At 35.2% G+C, this 15938-nt stretch carries 14 protein-coding genes; 3 read left to right on the forward strand and 11 right to left on the reverse strand.

All coding sequences use genetic code 11. The features are described 5' to 3' along the window. The first annotated feature begins 424 nt into the window (after nt 1-424). From BC781_RS01705 to hppD, 3 genes are all read left to right on the forward strand, one after another. Complete coding sequence (locus tag BC781_RS01705; protein WP_109615517.1) at nt 425-1429, forward strand: sugar kinase; 1005 nt, start codon at nt 425-427, stop codon at nt 1427-1429. Nucleotides 1430-1611: 182 nt separating this feature from the next. Continuing rightward, entirely contained in the window at nt 1612-3381 is a 1770-nt protein-coding gene (locus tag BC781_RS01710) for an AGE family epimerase/isomerase (protein ID WP_109615518.1), read from the forward strand. A gap of 393 nt (nt 3382-3774) precedes the next feature. Continuing rightward, entirely contained in the window at nt 3775-4905 is a 1131-nt protein-coding gene (hppD, locus tag BC781_RS01715; RefSeq protein WP_109615519.1) for a 4-hydroxyphenylpyruvate dioxygenase, read from the forward strand. A gap of 180 nt (nt 4906-5085) precedes the next feature. Here hppD and BC781_RS01720 read toward each other — a convergent pair whose 3' ends face one another. The 11 genes from BC781_RS01720 to BC781_RS01770 all read right to left on the reverse strand — a co-directional run bounded on the left by BC781_RS01720 (nt 5086) and on the right by BC781_RS01770 (nt 15835). After that, a complete protein-coding gene (locus tag BC781_RS01720) occupies nt 5086-5715 on the reverse strand; it encodes a DUF4625 domain-containing protein (protein ID WP_109615520.1) in 630 nt (209 codons plus the stop codon). A 30-nt stretch (nt 5716-5745) separates the two neighbouring features. Beyond that, the gene (locus BC781_RS01725; protein WP_146201594.1) at nt 5746-8088 is read right to left on the reverse strand and encodes a TonB-dependent receptor; all 2343 of its coding nucleotides are present in this window, start codon (nt 8086-8088) and stop codon (nt 5746-5748) included. A gap of 150 nt (nt 8089-8238) precedes the next feature. Then, complete coding sequence (locus tag BC781_RS01730; RefSeq protein ID WP_109615522.1) at nt 8239-8697, reverse strand: DUF1801 domain-containing protein; 459 nt, start codon at nt 8695-8697, stop codon at nt 8239-8241. A gap of 8 nt (nt 8698-8705) precedes the next feature. Continuing rightward, a complete protein-coding gene (locus BC781_RS01735; protein ID WP_109615523.1) occupies nt 8706-9119 on the reverse strand; it encodes a VOC family protein in 414 nt (137 codons plus the stop codon). A 20-nt stretch (nt 9120-9139) separates the two neighbouring features. Next, the gene (locus BC781_RS01740; RefSeq protein ID WP_109615524.1) at nt 9140-9553 is read right to left on the reverse strand and encodes a hypothetical protein; all 414 of its coding nucleotides are present in this window, start codon (nt 9551-9553) and stop codon (nt 9140-9142) included. Between the two features lie 116 nt (nt 9554-9669). Continuing rightward, a complete protein-coding gene (locus BC781_RS01745) occupies nt 9670-10773 on the reverse strand; it encodes a PKD domain-containing protein (protein ID WP_109615525.1) in 1104 nt (367 codons plus the stop codon). A gap of 294 nt (nt 10774-11067) precedes the next feature. Further along, nucleotides 11068-11961, reverse strand: coding sequence for a polysaccharide lyase family 7 protein (locus tag BC781_RS01750; RefSeq protein WP_109615526.1), 894 nt, complete (start codon nt 11959-11961; stop codon nt 11068-11070). A 188-nt stretch (nt 11962-12149) separates the two neighbouring features. Beyond that, on the reverse strand, nt 12150-12908 hold the full coding sequence (gene hisF / locus BC781_RS01755; RefSeq protein ID WP_109615527.1) for an imidazole glycerol phosphate synthase subunit HisF: 759 nt from the start codon (nt 12906-12908) through the stop codon (nt 12150-12152). Between the two features lie 19 nt (nt 12909-12927). After that, the gene (hisA, locus tag BC781_RS01760; protein WP_109615528.1) at nt 12928-13656 is read right to left on the reverse strand and encodes a 1-(5-phosphoribosyl)-5-[(5-phosphoribosylamino)methylideneamino]imidazole-4-carboxamide isomerase; all 729 of its coding nucleotides are present in this window, start codon (nt 13654-13656) and stop codon (nt 12928-12930) included. Nucleotides 13657-13731: 75 nt separating this feature from the next. Then, nucleotides 13732-14319 (reverse strand): imidazole glycerol phosphate synthase subunit HisH, encoded by a 588-nt coding sequence (gene hisH / locus BC781_RS01765; RefSeq protein WP_109615529.1) that lies wholly within the window; start codon nt 14317-14319, stop codon nt 13732-13734. Nucleotides 14320-14497: 178 nt separating this feature from the next. Further along, complete coding sequence (locus BC781_RS01770; RefSeq protein WP_109615530.1) at nt 14498-15835, reverse strand: NfeD family protein; 1338 nt, start codon at nt 15833-15835, stop codon at nt 14498-14500. Nucleotides 15836-15938: the final 103 nt, after the last annotated feature.

A 15938-nucleotide genomic window follows, 5' to 3' on the forward strand; every position in this document is an offset into this window, starting at 1 on the left:
TTAATTCATCAAAAAAGCCTTCAACTGCTCTAAACGGTTGAAGGCTTTTTCATTTTAAATAAAACTCACTTTTTGAAGTAAAGATTAGTTATACTTTCTAACAAGTATATTCGCCTGTAAATTTCACTTAACAGATAATTCTATTTCCTCTGGAAGCTTTCCTCAGAGATTCTGTTTCAACTACAAAAACCAACTCACAACCCATTACAACTACACCAATACTCAAATTTGATAGTAAAATCTTCAAAATTTAGGGTATAAATGAATTTCTTACAGCTTTCATGACAATTTTTGAAGTTCATTACTAACTAGACCTTGTAAATTAGGACACGAGATATTAAGGAACATTTGTAGTTGAGATTTTTTGATCAACACTACTTCTCAACACACATTATCATTTGACCACAGCTAAAAAACATTAAGAATGAACAAACATAAAATCATCACATTTGGAGAAATTTTGATGCGCTTATCTCCACCCAACACAAAAAGATTTACTCAAACTCAACAATTAGATATAAATTTTGGTGGAGCAGAAGCAAATGTTGCAGCATCCTTAGGAAACTTTGGTTTAAATGTGGAAATGGTTTCGGCACTTCCAAACCACGACCTTGCTGATGAAGCAATTCGTTTTCTAAAAAGATACGATGTAAACACGAAAAATATAATACGTAAAGATGGACGACTTGGTGTCTATTTCGCTGAAGGTGCAAGTATGCATAGAGGTGGAAAAGTGATATATGATAGATCAGACAGTTCTTTTACTCAGCTAGAAGTTGATACATTTAATTGGGAGGAAATTTTTAATGATGCTAGCTGGTTTCATTGGAGTGGAATTACTCCTGCAGTTTCTGAAAATGCAGCATTAATCTGTGAGAAAGCAATTCAGAAAGCAAATGAAATGGGGCTTAAAGTCTCTATGGATTATAACTTCAGAGCCAAATTATGGAAATGGGGTAAATCAGATACCGAAGTAATGCCAAACCTAATGAAAGGTTGTCACGTGATGTCTGGTATTCACCCTGATGTAGATGTATTAAAAGATGAAGTTTCGGATGAGGCATTTGCTCAATCAGGACAAGAATTAATGGATAAAAATCCAAATTGTCAAGTTGTCGTATTTTCATCTAGAGGTGTAAAATCGGCTAATCATCATACTTGGGCAGGAGCACTTTACGATGGTAAAAAAGTATACCGAAGCAAAAAATATGAGCTTACTCATATTGTTGACCGTATTGGTGGTGGCGATGCCTTTATGGCAGGTATCATTTATGGCTTAAATACTTATGATAACCTCCAACCAGTTATTGACTTTGCGATTGCATCTTCTTCACTAAAACATGGTATTGAAGGAGATTTCAATGCTGTTAGCAAAGAAGAAGTTCTACAACTAATGGAAAGTGATGGCGGTGCCAAAGTTTCTAGATAATCACTGAATTTCATATACATAAAGCTCCCCTTCAACAGGAAATGAAGGGGAGTTTTTATTTGTGTAATAAATACAGATAAAGCTAAAACTTATACTTTTTATTAAGTAAATTGGTCGCAGAATATGGATAATCAAAATTACTTTTTGACAACCAATTCTGATTTTTTAATAACCAATTAACTATGAAAATGAAAAAACTTTACTCTATTAGTATTTCTCTAATAGGAGTACTAATCAACACGTGCCTATTTGGGCAACAAGTTCAAGTTACTAGTCCTTATTTTCAAAATCCAGAACTCTTAATCGACTTCGCTGATGACTGTGCTAAGTTTTGGTCAGGTGTTCATGACCCGACCTATGGTGGGTTTTACACTTTCGTAAATAAGGAAGGTAACGCTACAAATACCTCAGAAAAACACCTTGTATCTTTATCCAGAGATGCTTATGGCATGACTCGAGCATTTATGCTAACTGGAAATGAAGAATACTTACAGATGGCTTCTTCTTCACTTGATTTTATTGACAATCATCTTTGGGATGAAAACTATGGTGGCTGGCACAGAAGTTCGAACAGGTCAGGTTCGTCTCCTAGAACTGGAGATAAAACAGCATTTGATCAACATTATGCTCTTTTAGGAAACGCGGCATTCTATGAAGCAACAAGGAGTTCAAATACATGGAATGTCATAGAAAAGGGACTCGATCACATGAATGAAGTGTATTGGGATGATCGAACTGAGTATTTGGGGTATTTTCATAAAACAAATACACAAAGTGAGAACCCTAATGGCAAATCATTTAACTCTACTGTAGATGCAATTACTACACACCTCTATCCGCTGTACCTTACTACAGGAGATCAGCAATACCTTGACCGATTAAATATTCTAAAATCAAATATGATTGAATACCTAGTTGGAAGTATGGATCAATCAGTCATTGGATTTGCAGAGGAGTTTGATAGTGAATGGAATATCGATCATTCTCAAAACCGCACGATCATGGGACATGTTTTAAAGACGGCATGGTGTTTAGGACGAATCCATCGAATAGATCAAGATAATAATGCAATTAATGCTGCTGAAGTACTAATTGATGATGTACTTCAAAATGGCTACGATCATATTTACGGAGGCCCATTCAAAGATTATGATCGTACCAATGGACAAATGATGATGTATGGTATTTCAGATAAGGCTAAAGCATGGTGGCAAATGGAACAAGCTATAACATCAGGATTCATACTCTTCGATATTACCAAAGATGAAAAGTACCTTCAAATGACCGAAGAAAGTTTAGACTTCTTCATGGATTATTTTGTAGATCCAACATATGGAGAAATTTATGCTGATAGGGCTCAGAATGGAAGTAAAATACCTCAATGGGGTGAAGATAAAGGAAATGACTGGAAGGCAGCTTACCACTCTATAGAGACAGCTTATTATGCTTATTTATACAGTCAATTACTCCTAAAGCAAGAAGGAGCTTCTTTATATTATAACATTGAAGCAAGCAATACTGAACGCGAACTCCTGATGAATCCATTAGCTATTGATTTTGATAAGCTGAAAATTCAATCTGTGAGCCTTAATGGAGAGAATTTCACTGATTTCAATAGAGATACAAGAATTGTCACTCTTCCTGCAAATGTTGAAGGAAAACTAAAAGTCACATATATAATGGAAGGGCTTGCGCCTATATCTGTAATTGATCCATTAAGCAGCCCAACTGTAACAAATAACATTTCTATTTTCCCTAACCCTACAAAAGATGTTCTATTCATTGAAAGTAAAACATCTAATACTTCATACAGGGTATTAAATATATTAGGTAATCTCGAAATGAGCGGAACCTTAAATAAGTTAAGGGATCAGATAAATGTATCTAGTTTAAAAAGCGGTATTTACTTCCTTCAAGTAGATGATACTACGATCAGATTTATCAAGGAATAATTGTTGAAGCCATTCTTTAATTATAAGTCCAATATTACATCTTTTTTTGAAGGTAATATTGGACTTGTTTTTTACTTTTTTCTCTCTTTAGAATAAAGTCTTTATTTATCATTCTCTCCATTCTTTCTCTTCCCCCTTCTTTTCTAACTTTTGATTAAAAGAAAGTCAAAATCATCCTTATTTGAGTTTCTTTTAGGCGTATTCTTTACACGTGTTAACTTCCTATTGCAAAAAGACTTACCTACTTGTGTTGCTCAAGATCGTTTAATTATATTAAAGCTTACGATGTTACAAGTCGTCATTTGATAAACACACGATACACACTTGATAAGGCTATTTTTATTCTTAAAAAATACTTTATCAATAATAGAAACCAAAAACACACAACAGACCATGGAAACCGTTTTCAATCCAAACTCAGAGTTAAATCAAGTTGAAGATTTTTTACCTCTGAAAGGTACAGACCACATCGAATTCTATGTAGGTAACGCAAAACAAGCAGCCTACTTTTATCAATCTGCTTTCGGATTTAAGCTCGTTGCGTACGCTGGTCCTGAAACAGGTGTGAGAGATAAAGCTTCTTATGTATTAGAACAAGGGAAATTACGATTTGTATTTACGACAGCTATGCACCCCGAATCAGAAATTTCTGATCATGTAAGAAGACATAGCGATGGTGTGAAAGTTTTAGCACTTTGGGTAGATGATGCTAAAAAGTCTTTCGAAGAAACTGTTAAACGTGGGGCTACCCCTATCTCTGAACCTGAAATCTATACAGATTCAAATGGTGAAGTAGTTATTTCAGCAATTGCTACTTACGGTGAAACAGTTCATAAGTTTGTAGAAAGAGAACAATACGATGGTCCTTTCTTACCTGGTTATGAGGCTAGATCATCCACTTTCGAAACAACTCCTGTAGGTTTCAAATATGTTGATCACTGTGTAGGGAATGTTGAGCTAGGAAGAATGGATGAATGGGTTAAATTCTATGAAGATGTTATGGGATTTAAGCTACTCCTCACTTTTGACGATGAAGACATTTCGACTGAATATACAGCACTAATGTCTAAAGTTGTGACTAATGGCAATGGTTTTGTAAAATTCCCAATCAATGAACCTGCTGAAGGAAAGAGAAAATCTCAGATTGATGAGTATTTAGAATTTTATCACGGAGCTGGTGTGCAACATATTGCTATTGCTACTGACGATATTCTTTTTACTGTGGCTGAACTTCGAAAAAGAGGTATTGAATTCCTTCACGTACCTAATGAATATTATGAAGATTTAAAGGACCGTGTAGGTGCTATTGATGAAGATATTGAAGCTTTAAAAGACTTGAACATCTTGGTTGATAGAGATGAAGAGGGATACCTTCTTCAAATCTTCACAAAACCCGTTGAAGATAGACCAACACTATTCTTCGAGATCATTCAAAGAAAAGGCGCTAACTCTTTTGGTAAAGGAAACTTCAAAGCATTATTTGAAGCAATTGAAAGAGAACAAGCAAGACGAGGAAATCTGTAAATTATTTCGGTTACAGTCTGTAAATACCGAAAAGACTGTGTATGTTTTATATTCATCTGTATTTGAAAAATGGTTCTAGTATCTGCTAGAACCTTTTTTTATTCCCTGTATTCTAATTTCAAATACAAAAAAAAGCGACCCAGAAAGGATCGCTTTCAAAATTATAAGAATTGATATTTCTTACAATTCTTCGTGGTCATGATCGCCATGCTCAATATGAATATCTTTAAATTCGATAGTTTCGTTACCAAACTCATCAAATACGAAAAGAATAGCGTGATACTCTCCTTCTGGAATCTCTACAACAGAACCATCAACTGGTAGATCTGCTTCATCTCCTTCCCAAGCTTTACCAGCCATAGCTCCTGTTTTATAGATATATTCAGGGATATCGAAGTGGTAATGCTCTAAGCTCACACTTGATGAAGGATTATCGAAAGTTCCAATGAAATCCTCATTCCAACCGAAGTTATCCTCATCCTCATCTGTTGAAGCAGCTGATCTATGGTTATGTCCATGGTCATGTCCATCAAAGTTCGGGTGGATGTTCAATTTCCATGATACGATATCAGAGTCATCAATTGCTGAGAACTCTAAGATAGCTTCTTCACCTGCATGTAGCTCTACGTGCTCATGTTCATGGTCTTCAGAACTTGATCTGTGATTATGATCATGTTCTTCATCAGCCATAAAAATCTCGAATTCTGTAACTTCTGGTCCAGTTTTGTCAACACTGTCCTCAGAATCGTCACATGATGTCATAAATGCAGTAAGTGCAAAAGAAGCAGCAAAAATAATCGACTTTTTCATTTGTAAAGATTTGTATACTATTAAGTTAAACTAAAACCAAAGGCGAACACTAGCAGTCACATTACGTCCCTGCTCTGGTAGCCCTAATATTCTATATCTACTCAGATGATCCATGTAATAGGTATCCAAGAGATTATCTATTCTAAAATTGAAAGATCCATGTAAATGCTCACTCACATCAAAGAAACAGCCCAAGTGTAAATTGACTAATTGAAAGCCTTCTGTCATTGGCTCATTTCTGTCTACTCGATCTTGGTCAGCAGTAATTCTGTATTCTAGATTTATAAAAGGTCTATTAAATACACCGACATTACTCTGATACTCATATGAGAGTGTAGTCAAGGTAGAAATAGGAGGAGTAAACGGGAATGCGATAGGTTCTTCCAACCTTCTGTTATATAGATACTCTCCTACATGTTCTATTTTCCAAGATTGATTAAAGTTGAAGAATGTCTCCCATTCAAAACCTGTATGAATACCATCATCTTGTTTATATTGATAGATTTGACCTGCATCAGGTAAATTTGAAGGAGTAGAAGAAGGTGATAAATAAATGTAATTCTTAAATAAGTAGAAGTAAGGACTTAATGTAAGTCCAAATCGCTCATTCTTAAAGGAAGCGACAAACTCAGCTTGATAACCAATCTCCTCATCTAAATCTGCATTACCCTTTTCATGCCTAAATGTACCATGATGCACTCCATTCATAGCCAACTCTGGTACATTAGGAGCTCTAAAAGACTTCGCAAAATTCAACTTAAAATCTAGTTCAGAAATAGGCGTATAATTCAGTCCGATGGCATAAGATAGATTTGAAAAATTCTTCTCCATTGCCTCATTTCTGTACCATGGTTTTTCAGGATCTTCAGGATTTGGGAAAATTTCATCGACATATTCATCCACTTCTATTTGAATCAGATCATATCTAATTCCACCATCCAATTTCAGCTTATCAGAAAATGTATAAGCTCCAACCCAAAATGCACCCAACGCATCTTGACGGTAACTTGGAAGTAGGTGATCAAAACCCATCTCAGTATTTTGCTGATGTTCGCTGCTGATCCCTAAAGACTGTACAAAATTACTCCCCTCTCCGATTACAAGGAGGATGTTAGAGGTATATGTCTCTAAATCTAAACCAAGTGCTAAGTATTCGTACTCTCCAAGAGGTCTTCCGTGCCTAGTAGGGTCTGAAAGTTCTCTTCTTTTATTTTGCTGATAACCTAAGTCTATATGCAAGTGGTTTTCACCAAGTAAAAACTCTGAATTCAGAATCGTTTTAAAGTGATTTACTTCTTGCCTTGGTACTTCTGGTGTTCTACTCTTTAAGTCAAAAGTAGACAACCAATTAGAGGAAGGTATTCCGATAGCTCCAGGGAAAAAGCCCGAAATCTGATTATAATTGTTTACCGTCAGAGCAATATTTCCCCAACTCTTATCGATACCAAATGTTCCTCCAATATTATATTCACTCCCTGAGGTATTTGCCAATGTTCTGTCTTCAATTGGAAATCGATAAGTCAGATAGACAAAATCATCTGCAGGAACACGATAATTCCCATAGTCTTGATATGAAGCATTTAGTTTCAAAAACTGATCATTGTTCATCTTAAGACCAAGGTTAAAAGCCGAACCTATACTTTGGTTATTACTTTTATAAACAGTATTTAGACTTACCTGTAAAGAATCTTCTGGTATTTTCCCTTCTTCCACATTTATAACTCCTCCCATAGCATCTGAGCCATACAAAAGAGAGGATGCTCCTTTAGCAATCTCAATGCCTTCTACACTCTCTTGGCTAATTGCCAATCCGTGATCTGAGCCCCATTGCTGATCCTGTTGCTTAATTCCGTTTGTATTTACAACAATACGGTTAGCCGATAAACCTCGAATAACAGGCTTACTAACTCCCACACCTACTTTTTGAGTATTAATACCAGCTCGTTGAGCCAATGCATGACCAAGAGTGTTGGCTTGTTGCTTATATAGGTATTCGCTATTTAAATACTCGGTTACTTTGGACTGCTTGAAAATATCTTCTTTATGTTCTTCAATACTTACTTCATTCAATTCTACTAAAGAAGACTTGAGATAAATATGATAGGCTTGACTTTCGGATAAATCAACATCAATAGTTTGACTGATAAAGCCCAATGATGATATTTCAAACTGAAACTTTTCCCCAGTTATGTCATAGAAGTCTACAATACCTTCCGCATTTGTAATACCTCCTAACTGATCATCAGCAGATTTTATAGTTGCCCCTATGATTGGCAACATGGTACTTTCCTCTAGTACGTGTAAATGAATATCTTGGGCAAAAGAATTTCTAGCCAAAAAGGCTATAATTAATATTAGTAAGTTTCTAACCATATTTAAATGCAATACAGTTGCAAACTTAGAAACCAAATTCACTATTTGCAACTGTATTGCATTTAAATTGTCTAATAATCACGAACTAAAATGAAAAAAGTTCCTTCTGAATAAGATTTATTTTATATGAAGTTTTAATATTCTAAATCTTTACTTCTTCGAAAAGGATTTATCGTAAGTGTTTATCCAATCTTCTGGAGTAATTTTGCGGACTAGTTCAGCGATCAGATCATATGGAATATGATCGACTTTTTTAAATCGAATACAGCTTTTCCCCATATCCAATTTGTATTTGCTATGCTTCGGAAATTCTGTTACAAACCAATCCAACAGATCTGTATCAGCGTAAATTCCCATATGATAAAAACCAATGAAGTTTTTTTGAGAAGCAATATTTAGAAATGGAAGTGGAAGTTCTGGATTGCAATGGTAGCCTTTAGGGTACAATGAATGAGGCACAACATAACCGATCATTCCATAATTCATTGTTTCTTCAAAGCCTTCTGGTAAGTTTTCAAGAATAACATCTCTTAATTTCTCAAAAAATTCCTTCCGATCAGATGGAACCTGCTCTAGGTATTCTAAAGGAGTAGCTGCTTCAATTTTCATCTGTATGCTTATTTTGTTCTTCCCTCAACTAATTTCTCGTATTCAATATCATTTGGCTCCCAAAGCTGAACCTTACTTCCTTCAGAATCCAAAATATGTACAAACTTACCGTAAGGAAATTCCTGTATTTCATCTAAGACTTGGACTCCTTCAGATTTTAAAACCTCTACCAATTTCTCTAAATTCTCGACTCTGTAATTGATCATAAAGTCCTTCTCTGAAGGTTCAAAATACTTCGAATCTTCTTTAAAGGGGCTCCATTGTGAAAAACCTTTCTTTTCTGGTGTATCGGAATTTCGCCATTCAAAGTTTGTCCCATAAGGATCGGTATCTAAACCAAGATGTGTTTTATACCAATTCTTAGTCTTTTCAGGGTCTTTACACTTGAAAAAAATACCTCCTATACCTGTTACTCTTTTCATAAGTTTTAATGATTATTGAATTACATGTTTCCAATGTAAAAAGGCACATTGTCACGAATAAGGTAATCTCTTCTAAAACCTTGTTTTTTTAGTTTAAGCGTAAGTGAAGAAACTTCTAAATCACCCTTAAACCCATCGTTACAATCAACGATCATATGCAATCGCTTTAGTTTTCCTTTATCCGTAAAAGTAGATTTAGAGAAGTCTAGATCAATGTCCTTATCTTTTTTAAAAATTTCTTTCAACTGCTCTAAATCTGATTTTGAGTTTGAGGAGCTCAACACTAAACTAGCTTCATCATCATTGATTACATATACCAAACTAGATTGAACAGCATCCTTTTCTTCTTCCCCTTTGTTTTTAGCCGATTCGGTAGAACAAGAAGTAATTAGAAGCAAGAATAGAATTAGATTAAAGAATAAATAAGATTTCATCTCGTCATTAATTATATCAAAATTTAGATATGAAAAATACTAATTTTTAGAAGATATAAAAAAGCCCTAGCAGTACAGAGACTGCTAGGGCTGTGTTTATCATGACTTAAACTAAACTATTGTACAAGCTCAATTGAGAAATCATCAAAACGAGCATCAACTGCACTGTTTGTCATATAAATCGCAATATGATCATTGTCTCCAGTTTCAAAATTCACAGTTGCTCTCACATATTCGTTTGCATCTGTCTGGTCATTGAAGTCTGAAGCAGTAATTGTAGCACCTTCTACACCTGCCAAGTCCTCTACGTGACCACCAAGAATAGCGACATTCAAATTACCGCCATCTCCAGCTTTCAAGGTATAATAGAATGTTACATTGTATTCTGAATTTGGTCTAACTTCTACTAGCTGATACGCCATTCTTGAACCATCACCAGGTAGTTTACCTGCTTTGTTACCACTTTTCACAGGGCTAGAAGAACTTTGAATTTTACCACCCAAATTCGGTGACATATGCCATGAAGCATACAATTCGTCATTATCAGCTGACTCGAAACTAGGTAAAGAAATCTCAGCAATTACACCTTCACTTACAGAAACTACCATTTCTTTCATTTCTGTTTCTCCTAGAATATCAGTAGCTGTCAATGTTACTGTATAATCTCCACCTGTAGCGTACTCATGAACTGGTGATTCTTCCGTAGATGTATTTTCATCACCAAAATCCCATGCATATGATACTGCATTTTCTGAAATATTACTGAAAGAAACTTCAAGTGGTTTTGTTTCACTATAAGTAACTGTAAAGTCAGCAATCAACATAATCTCTAAAACAGTTACACTAACGATCTTTGAATTTGATTGATCTGTTTCATCAGCTGCCGTTAATTTCACGTCATAAATCCCTGGATCAGTATACGTATGAACAGGAGATTCATCTGTTGAAGTATTTCCATCACCAAAATCCCATGCATAAGAAGAAGCATCAGAAGAAGCATTTGCGAAAGTTACTTCATATGGAGAATCTGGATTTTCATTTGAAAACGTAAAGTTTGCGATTGGCTTAACAACTCTATCGCTCTCCACTACTTCATTAATACTATCTTCTGTTTCTTCACATGCCGTGAATGAAAGTCCTGAAAGGAATAATGCGGCTATTGAAATCTTCAATAAGTAAGAAGTATTAAATATGTTGCTACTGGTCAATTTCTTTCTCATTGCTATAATCTTAAGTTGAATAATCAGACTGATTAGTCCATTAAAAAATCATTTACATCAAATAATCTTTACGATTAGGTGAGTCGCGAACTCGAAAATAAAGGTAGTTAATACACTTAGTATCAAATACCATTTTCAGCTAGAATAATACCATATTTGAATTTGTCAGTTTAATCTTAAAAAAAAGCCTAAAACAACCCGTTAAGGGCTATTCTAGGCTACAACACATTCATAACATTAACCAAATCTTATAGCTCAAAAAGCTATTTTTTCATTCCGAAACAGACCGTCAACTTAATCCAAATGCTCAGTAACAACTTTATACAAAACTACTTGAGCAGATTTTTCATAATCTTTATTGTATTTAAAATAATTTCCTGTTTTGAAATAATTTTGATAGGCGTATCCATTCCCTACATAGTCATAAAGTTCAGTAAATGGAATATCAATATCTTTAGCTTCACATTCTATTCCGTAATAGAACTTCCCTCCTTCAACCTTCAGTTTCATTGTAAAGATTTCATTATCCACTGTCGCAATTGTGATCTTCTCATCATCATCACTCGTCCAAACACCATCAGAAGGTTTTACATAATATTCCACTACAATATCTCCATCTTTCCATTGTATTTTAATTGTGGCTGGTGAACCTTCCAATCCTTCAGTTTCTTTACCATGAATCTGAGCTACGTAAGTTTGACCAGAACCTTCGCAGTAGTCTACCTTTAGGGTTGTTTCTAACACATGAGTTCCTGTTTGCATATACCAGTTGTCATTAGTATCAGGATTACCTTTCCAAAATTCGCGAAGTTCAGTTCTACAATACTTTCCTCCTCCTAAGTCTGAATAACCAGAAGTTGTATATCCTGTAAACTTGGTATACATCGTATAACTCCCATCTTCATTTTGGTAGAAAAACTCATTCTGCTCATCAGTTAATCCATCAGCAGTAATAATATCTGGGTAGATTGAGGTTGCTTTTCCATTTTCCTTTTCAAGTGGCACAGATAAATACCAATTTTCCCATTTGATATTTACTTCTTCCTCTACAGGATCATCGACAGGAGTCTCAACAGGATCCTTATCATCATCAATTGGCTCAAATTCTTTCGATTCTTCAAAACAAGAAGAAAGCGAGAACACTAATGCAAAAAGTAAAGTCAAAGTCTGTAAGCTATATTTTTTCATACTAAAAATCCGATTGTTCGATGGTCAAAATAGCATGTACCAAAACATCCTCATAATTGAAAAAATGATCTTAACAGAAAATGAACAATTTTGATATTAATAAATCTCGGATTTTCATAAAATAGATGGACACATTAAACGATTGAGCATAAAAAAACTCAAACATTCCTGCTTGAGTTTTCAGTTTCTTAGTTTAATCTGACAGTGACTCCCGATTGTTGGAGTTGCTTTTTTAAGTCAGGAATTAAGACTTCTCCATAATGGAAAATACTTGCAGCAAGTGCGGCATCTGCGCCATTATCTTTGAAGATTTCCTCAAAATGATCTGCATTTCCAGCACCACCAGAGGCGATCACAGGTATATTTAAAGTTTTGGTAAGCTGAGATGTCAATTCTAAAGCAAATCCATTTTTTGTTCCGTCATGATCCATAGATGTTAGAAGGATTTCGCCAGCACCTCTCTCTTGCACCTCATTCGCCCACGGAATTGTACGAACTTCAGTAGCTTCTCTACCTCCTTTCACATGAACAATATGTTCTCCATTTACCCAACGAGTATCTATAGCAACTACGACACATTGAGCACCAAATTCATTAGATAATTCATTGATGAGTTCTGGTCTTCTGATTGCCGAGGAATTGATAGATACTTTATCTGCACCAGCTTTTAAAAGTGCGTAGACATCTTCTTTTGAAGAAATTCCGCCACCCACAGTAAATGGAATATTAATCTTTTGAGCAACCTTTTTAACCAACTCTGTTAGTGTTTTTCGTTTCTCAACCGTTGCGGTGATATCCAAAAACACCAATTCATCTGCACCTTGTTGGCTATACTTCTCTGCAAGCTCTACAGGATCACCAGCCGAACGGAGATTCACAAAGTTGACTCCTTTTACAGTTTCTCCATCCTTTATATCCAAACAAGGAATAATTCTTTTTGTAAGCATAAGTTTTCGGATTAAAAAATTAGCTATTTATTTTCTTAGCAAGCTGATCGATAGTCAATCTTCCCTCGTAGAATGCTTTCCCGACTACAACACCATAAATTCCAGCTTCATCCAATGCAATAAGGTCTTCAATTCCACTCACACCACCACTAGCAATCAGTTCTAGGTCAGGAAATTCAGATTGGATTTCTTTGTAAAGATCAACAGATGTTCCTTGAAGCATTCCATCTTTGCTAATATCTGTACACAAAACAGAATTGACACCAAGCTTTTTATATGATCGGATAAACTCCGTCACTTCTAAATCTGAAGTTTCCATCCAACCATGAATAGCAATTTTACGGTCTTTCGCATCTGCTGCCAGAATAAATTTATCACTTCCAAATTTATTGAGCCAAGACTCAAATGTCGGACGATCTTTAACGGCAATACTTCCACAAGTCAAGAAATGTGCGCCATGGTCAAAAGCTTTTTGTAAATCTTCTTCCGCTTGAATACCTCCACCAAAATCTACGATCAGATTGGTATTGGCCGTAATTTCTTCTAATACTTTATGATTGGTTACTTTCTTGATTTTAGCTCCTTCAAGGTCAACTAAGTGAAGACGTTTGATACCTGCATCTTCAAATTGCTTGGCTAGGTCTAAAGGGCTTGCATCATAAACTTTCTTTGTCCCATAATCCCCTTGTGAAAGGCGAACACACTTGCCTTCTATTAAATCTATGGCTGGAATAACTTCTAATTTCATATTGGAAACCGTACGTAATGAACTGAAAAATAAGTTTAAAGTATTGTTAGTTGATTGGAAACTGGCGCTTCCGAATTAGCAATGATGAATGAAGTTCTCTAGTATTTTACTACCTACAGTACTGCTTTTTTCTGGGTGAAATTGTACTGCATGGAAATTGTCTTTAGACAGAGAAGCACTGAAGTTTGTAGCGTAGTCTGTTTGAGCAATGGTATTATCTGACATTGCAGCATAAAAACTGTGTACAAAATAGACATAGCTATTTTCATCCACATCTTTAAACAATGGACTTTTTAGGTCAAATACTCTATTCCACCCAATTTGAGGTACTTTCAAGTCAGAAGAAGGAAAACGTTTCACTTCTACATCAAAAATACCCAGACATTCTGTATCTCTTTCTTCAGAGTGTTTACACAATAGCTGCAAACCTAAGCAAATCCCTAAAACAGGTTGCGTTAGCTCTTTAATAACAGTATCAAGATTCTTTTCTTTAAGATACTTCATTGCAGAAGCAGCTTCTCCAACACCAGGAAAAATAACTTTATCAGCTGATTTCAACTCATCTGGATCATCCGTTACAATTGGATCAATTCCCAAACGGTTCAAGGCATAAATCACTGACTGTACATTTCCTGCATTGTATTTTACAATAGCAACTTTCATAAATGAATGATTAGAAATGAAAAAACCACGCTCATACCTGAGTGTGGGTAGCTACACAAACTTACAGAATAAGAAGATTATTTAAAAAAAATCCAATTCAATAAAATAATTAAGCACTTACACATTCTTTTTAAAGAAGAATACATAAGTGCTTATCTATTTTCAAAAGTAATCAACTTTAATCTTTGATCTCTCTTACTTTCAGTGAAGTTCCTTCTTGAGAAATTACTTCAACACGAGTTCCTTTTTCTACATAAGTTCCTCTTGTATATGCATCATAAATTTCTCCATCAACTTCAATTTTACCAGATGGTCTAAGTACCGTATCTGCAACTCCTATTCTACCGACCATTTCTTCATCATTGAAAGATGAAGTATAACCATCTGCTCTATCCATGGTTTCTGGCAAACCGACCTTCTTGATAATTGCTGAATCGCCTAAACGGGAAGCGCCATAGAAAAAGAGTGCTATGGTACCTAAAAGCCCGATACCAACTACCATTAGTGCTTCTTGTATTGAAGATGTATCCACGAAAGTAAAATCAAATGAATTATTATTTAACATGACAAGTACCATTCCTGTCAGACTCAAAAAGATTCCTGAAATACCTGCTATTCCAAAACCAGGAATGACAAAGACCTCCAAGCCTATCAAAATAAGACCAATTAAGAAAATCATGATTTCCCAATTGGCTGCGAGTCCATTCAGATAATAAGGAACAAAGTAAAGAATAGCTGCTATAAAAGATGCTGCTATTGGGAAGCCTACACCAGGAGTTTGTAACTCGAAATAGATTCCTCCTAAAATAATAAGAATCAAAATTCCACTTACAAATGGATTTAGGAATAATGAAATAGCTTTCTCTGTTTGAGAAAGTTCAAAGCGTTCTATTGTAATATTTTCATTTCCTTGTCTTTCCAAGATTTCATCTATGCTACTGACCTTGGCATCACAAAATCCATTTTTCTTTGCTTCTTCAACAGAAAATGTCAAAACTTTCCCTTCTTCAGAAACACCTTCAACTACCAAATCTTGGTCCACCATAGCTTCTGCTATTTGAGGATTACGCCCTTTAGCCTCAGCTGTAGATCGCATCATCGATCGCATATAAGATTGGTATTTGTCTGGTGCTGCTTCACCTGTATTACCTGTCACAACTGTAGCAGCCCCAATACTTGATCCTGGTTCCATATAAATAGAGTCGCAAGCAATCGAAATCAGAGCTCCAGCAGATGCTGCATCATGATTGATAAAAACATAAACAGGTTTATCAAATTCTAGGATGGCAGAACGAATCAGATCGGCATCGGTAACTGCTCCACCATACGTATCCATATCAATGATCACAAACTCGTATTTGTCGTTTTCAGCTTCTTCCAAAGCCAAATCAACATATCTACTCATTCTCGGATCAATTTCAGCCCTAATTTCCATCACTAATGCACTTTGAGCAAAAAGTGACATTGGAAGAATAAAGAGAGCGAAAAGAAATATTTTTGAAATTACCTTATGCATAAATCTATGTATTTAGTGTCTAGTCTATTTTATAACAAATAAAAAGTCTTTTTGTGGTCAATTAAAAAATGTAGTTGAATCTCAATTTGAATATACGATTTAA

Origin of the sequence: Sediminitomix flava (genome assembly GCF_003149185.1) — a bacterium.
In the GTDB taxonomy this organism is placed as follows: Bacteria; Bacteroidota; Bacteroidia; order Cytophagales; family Flammeovirgaceae; genus Sediminitomix; species Sediminitomix flava.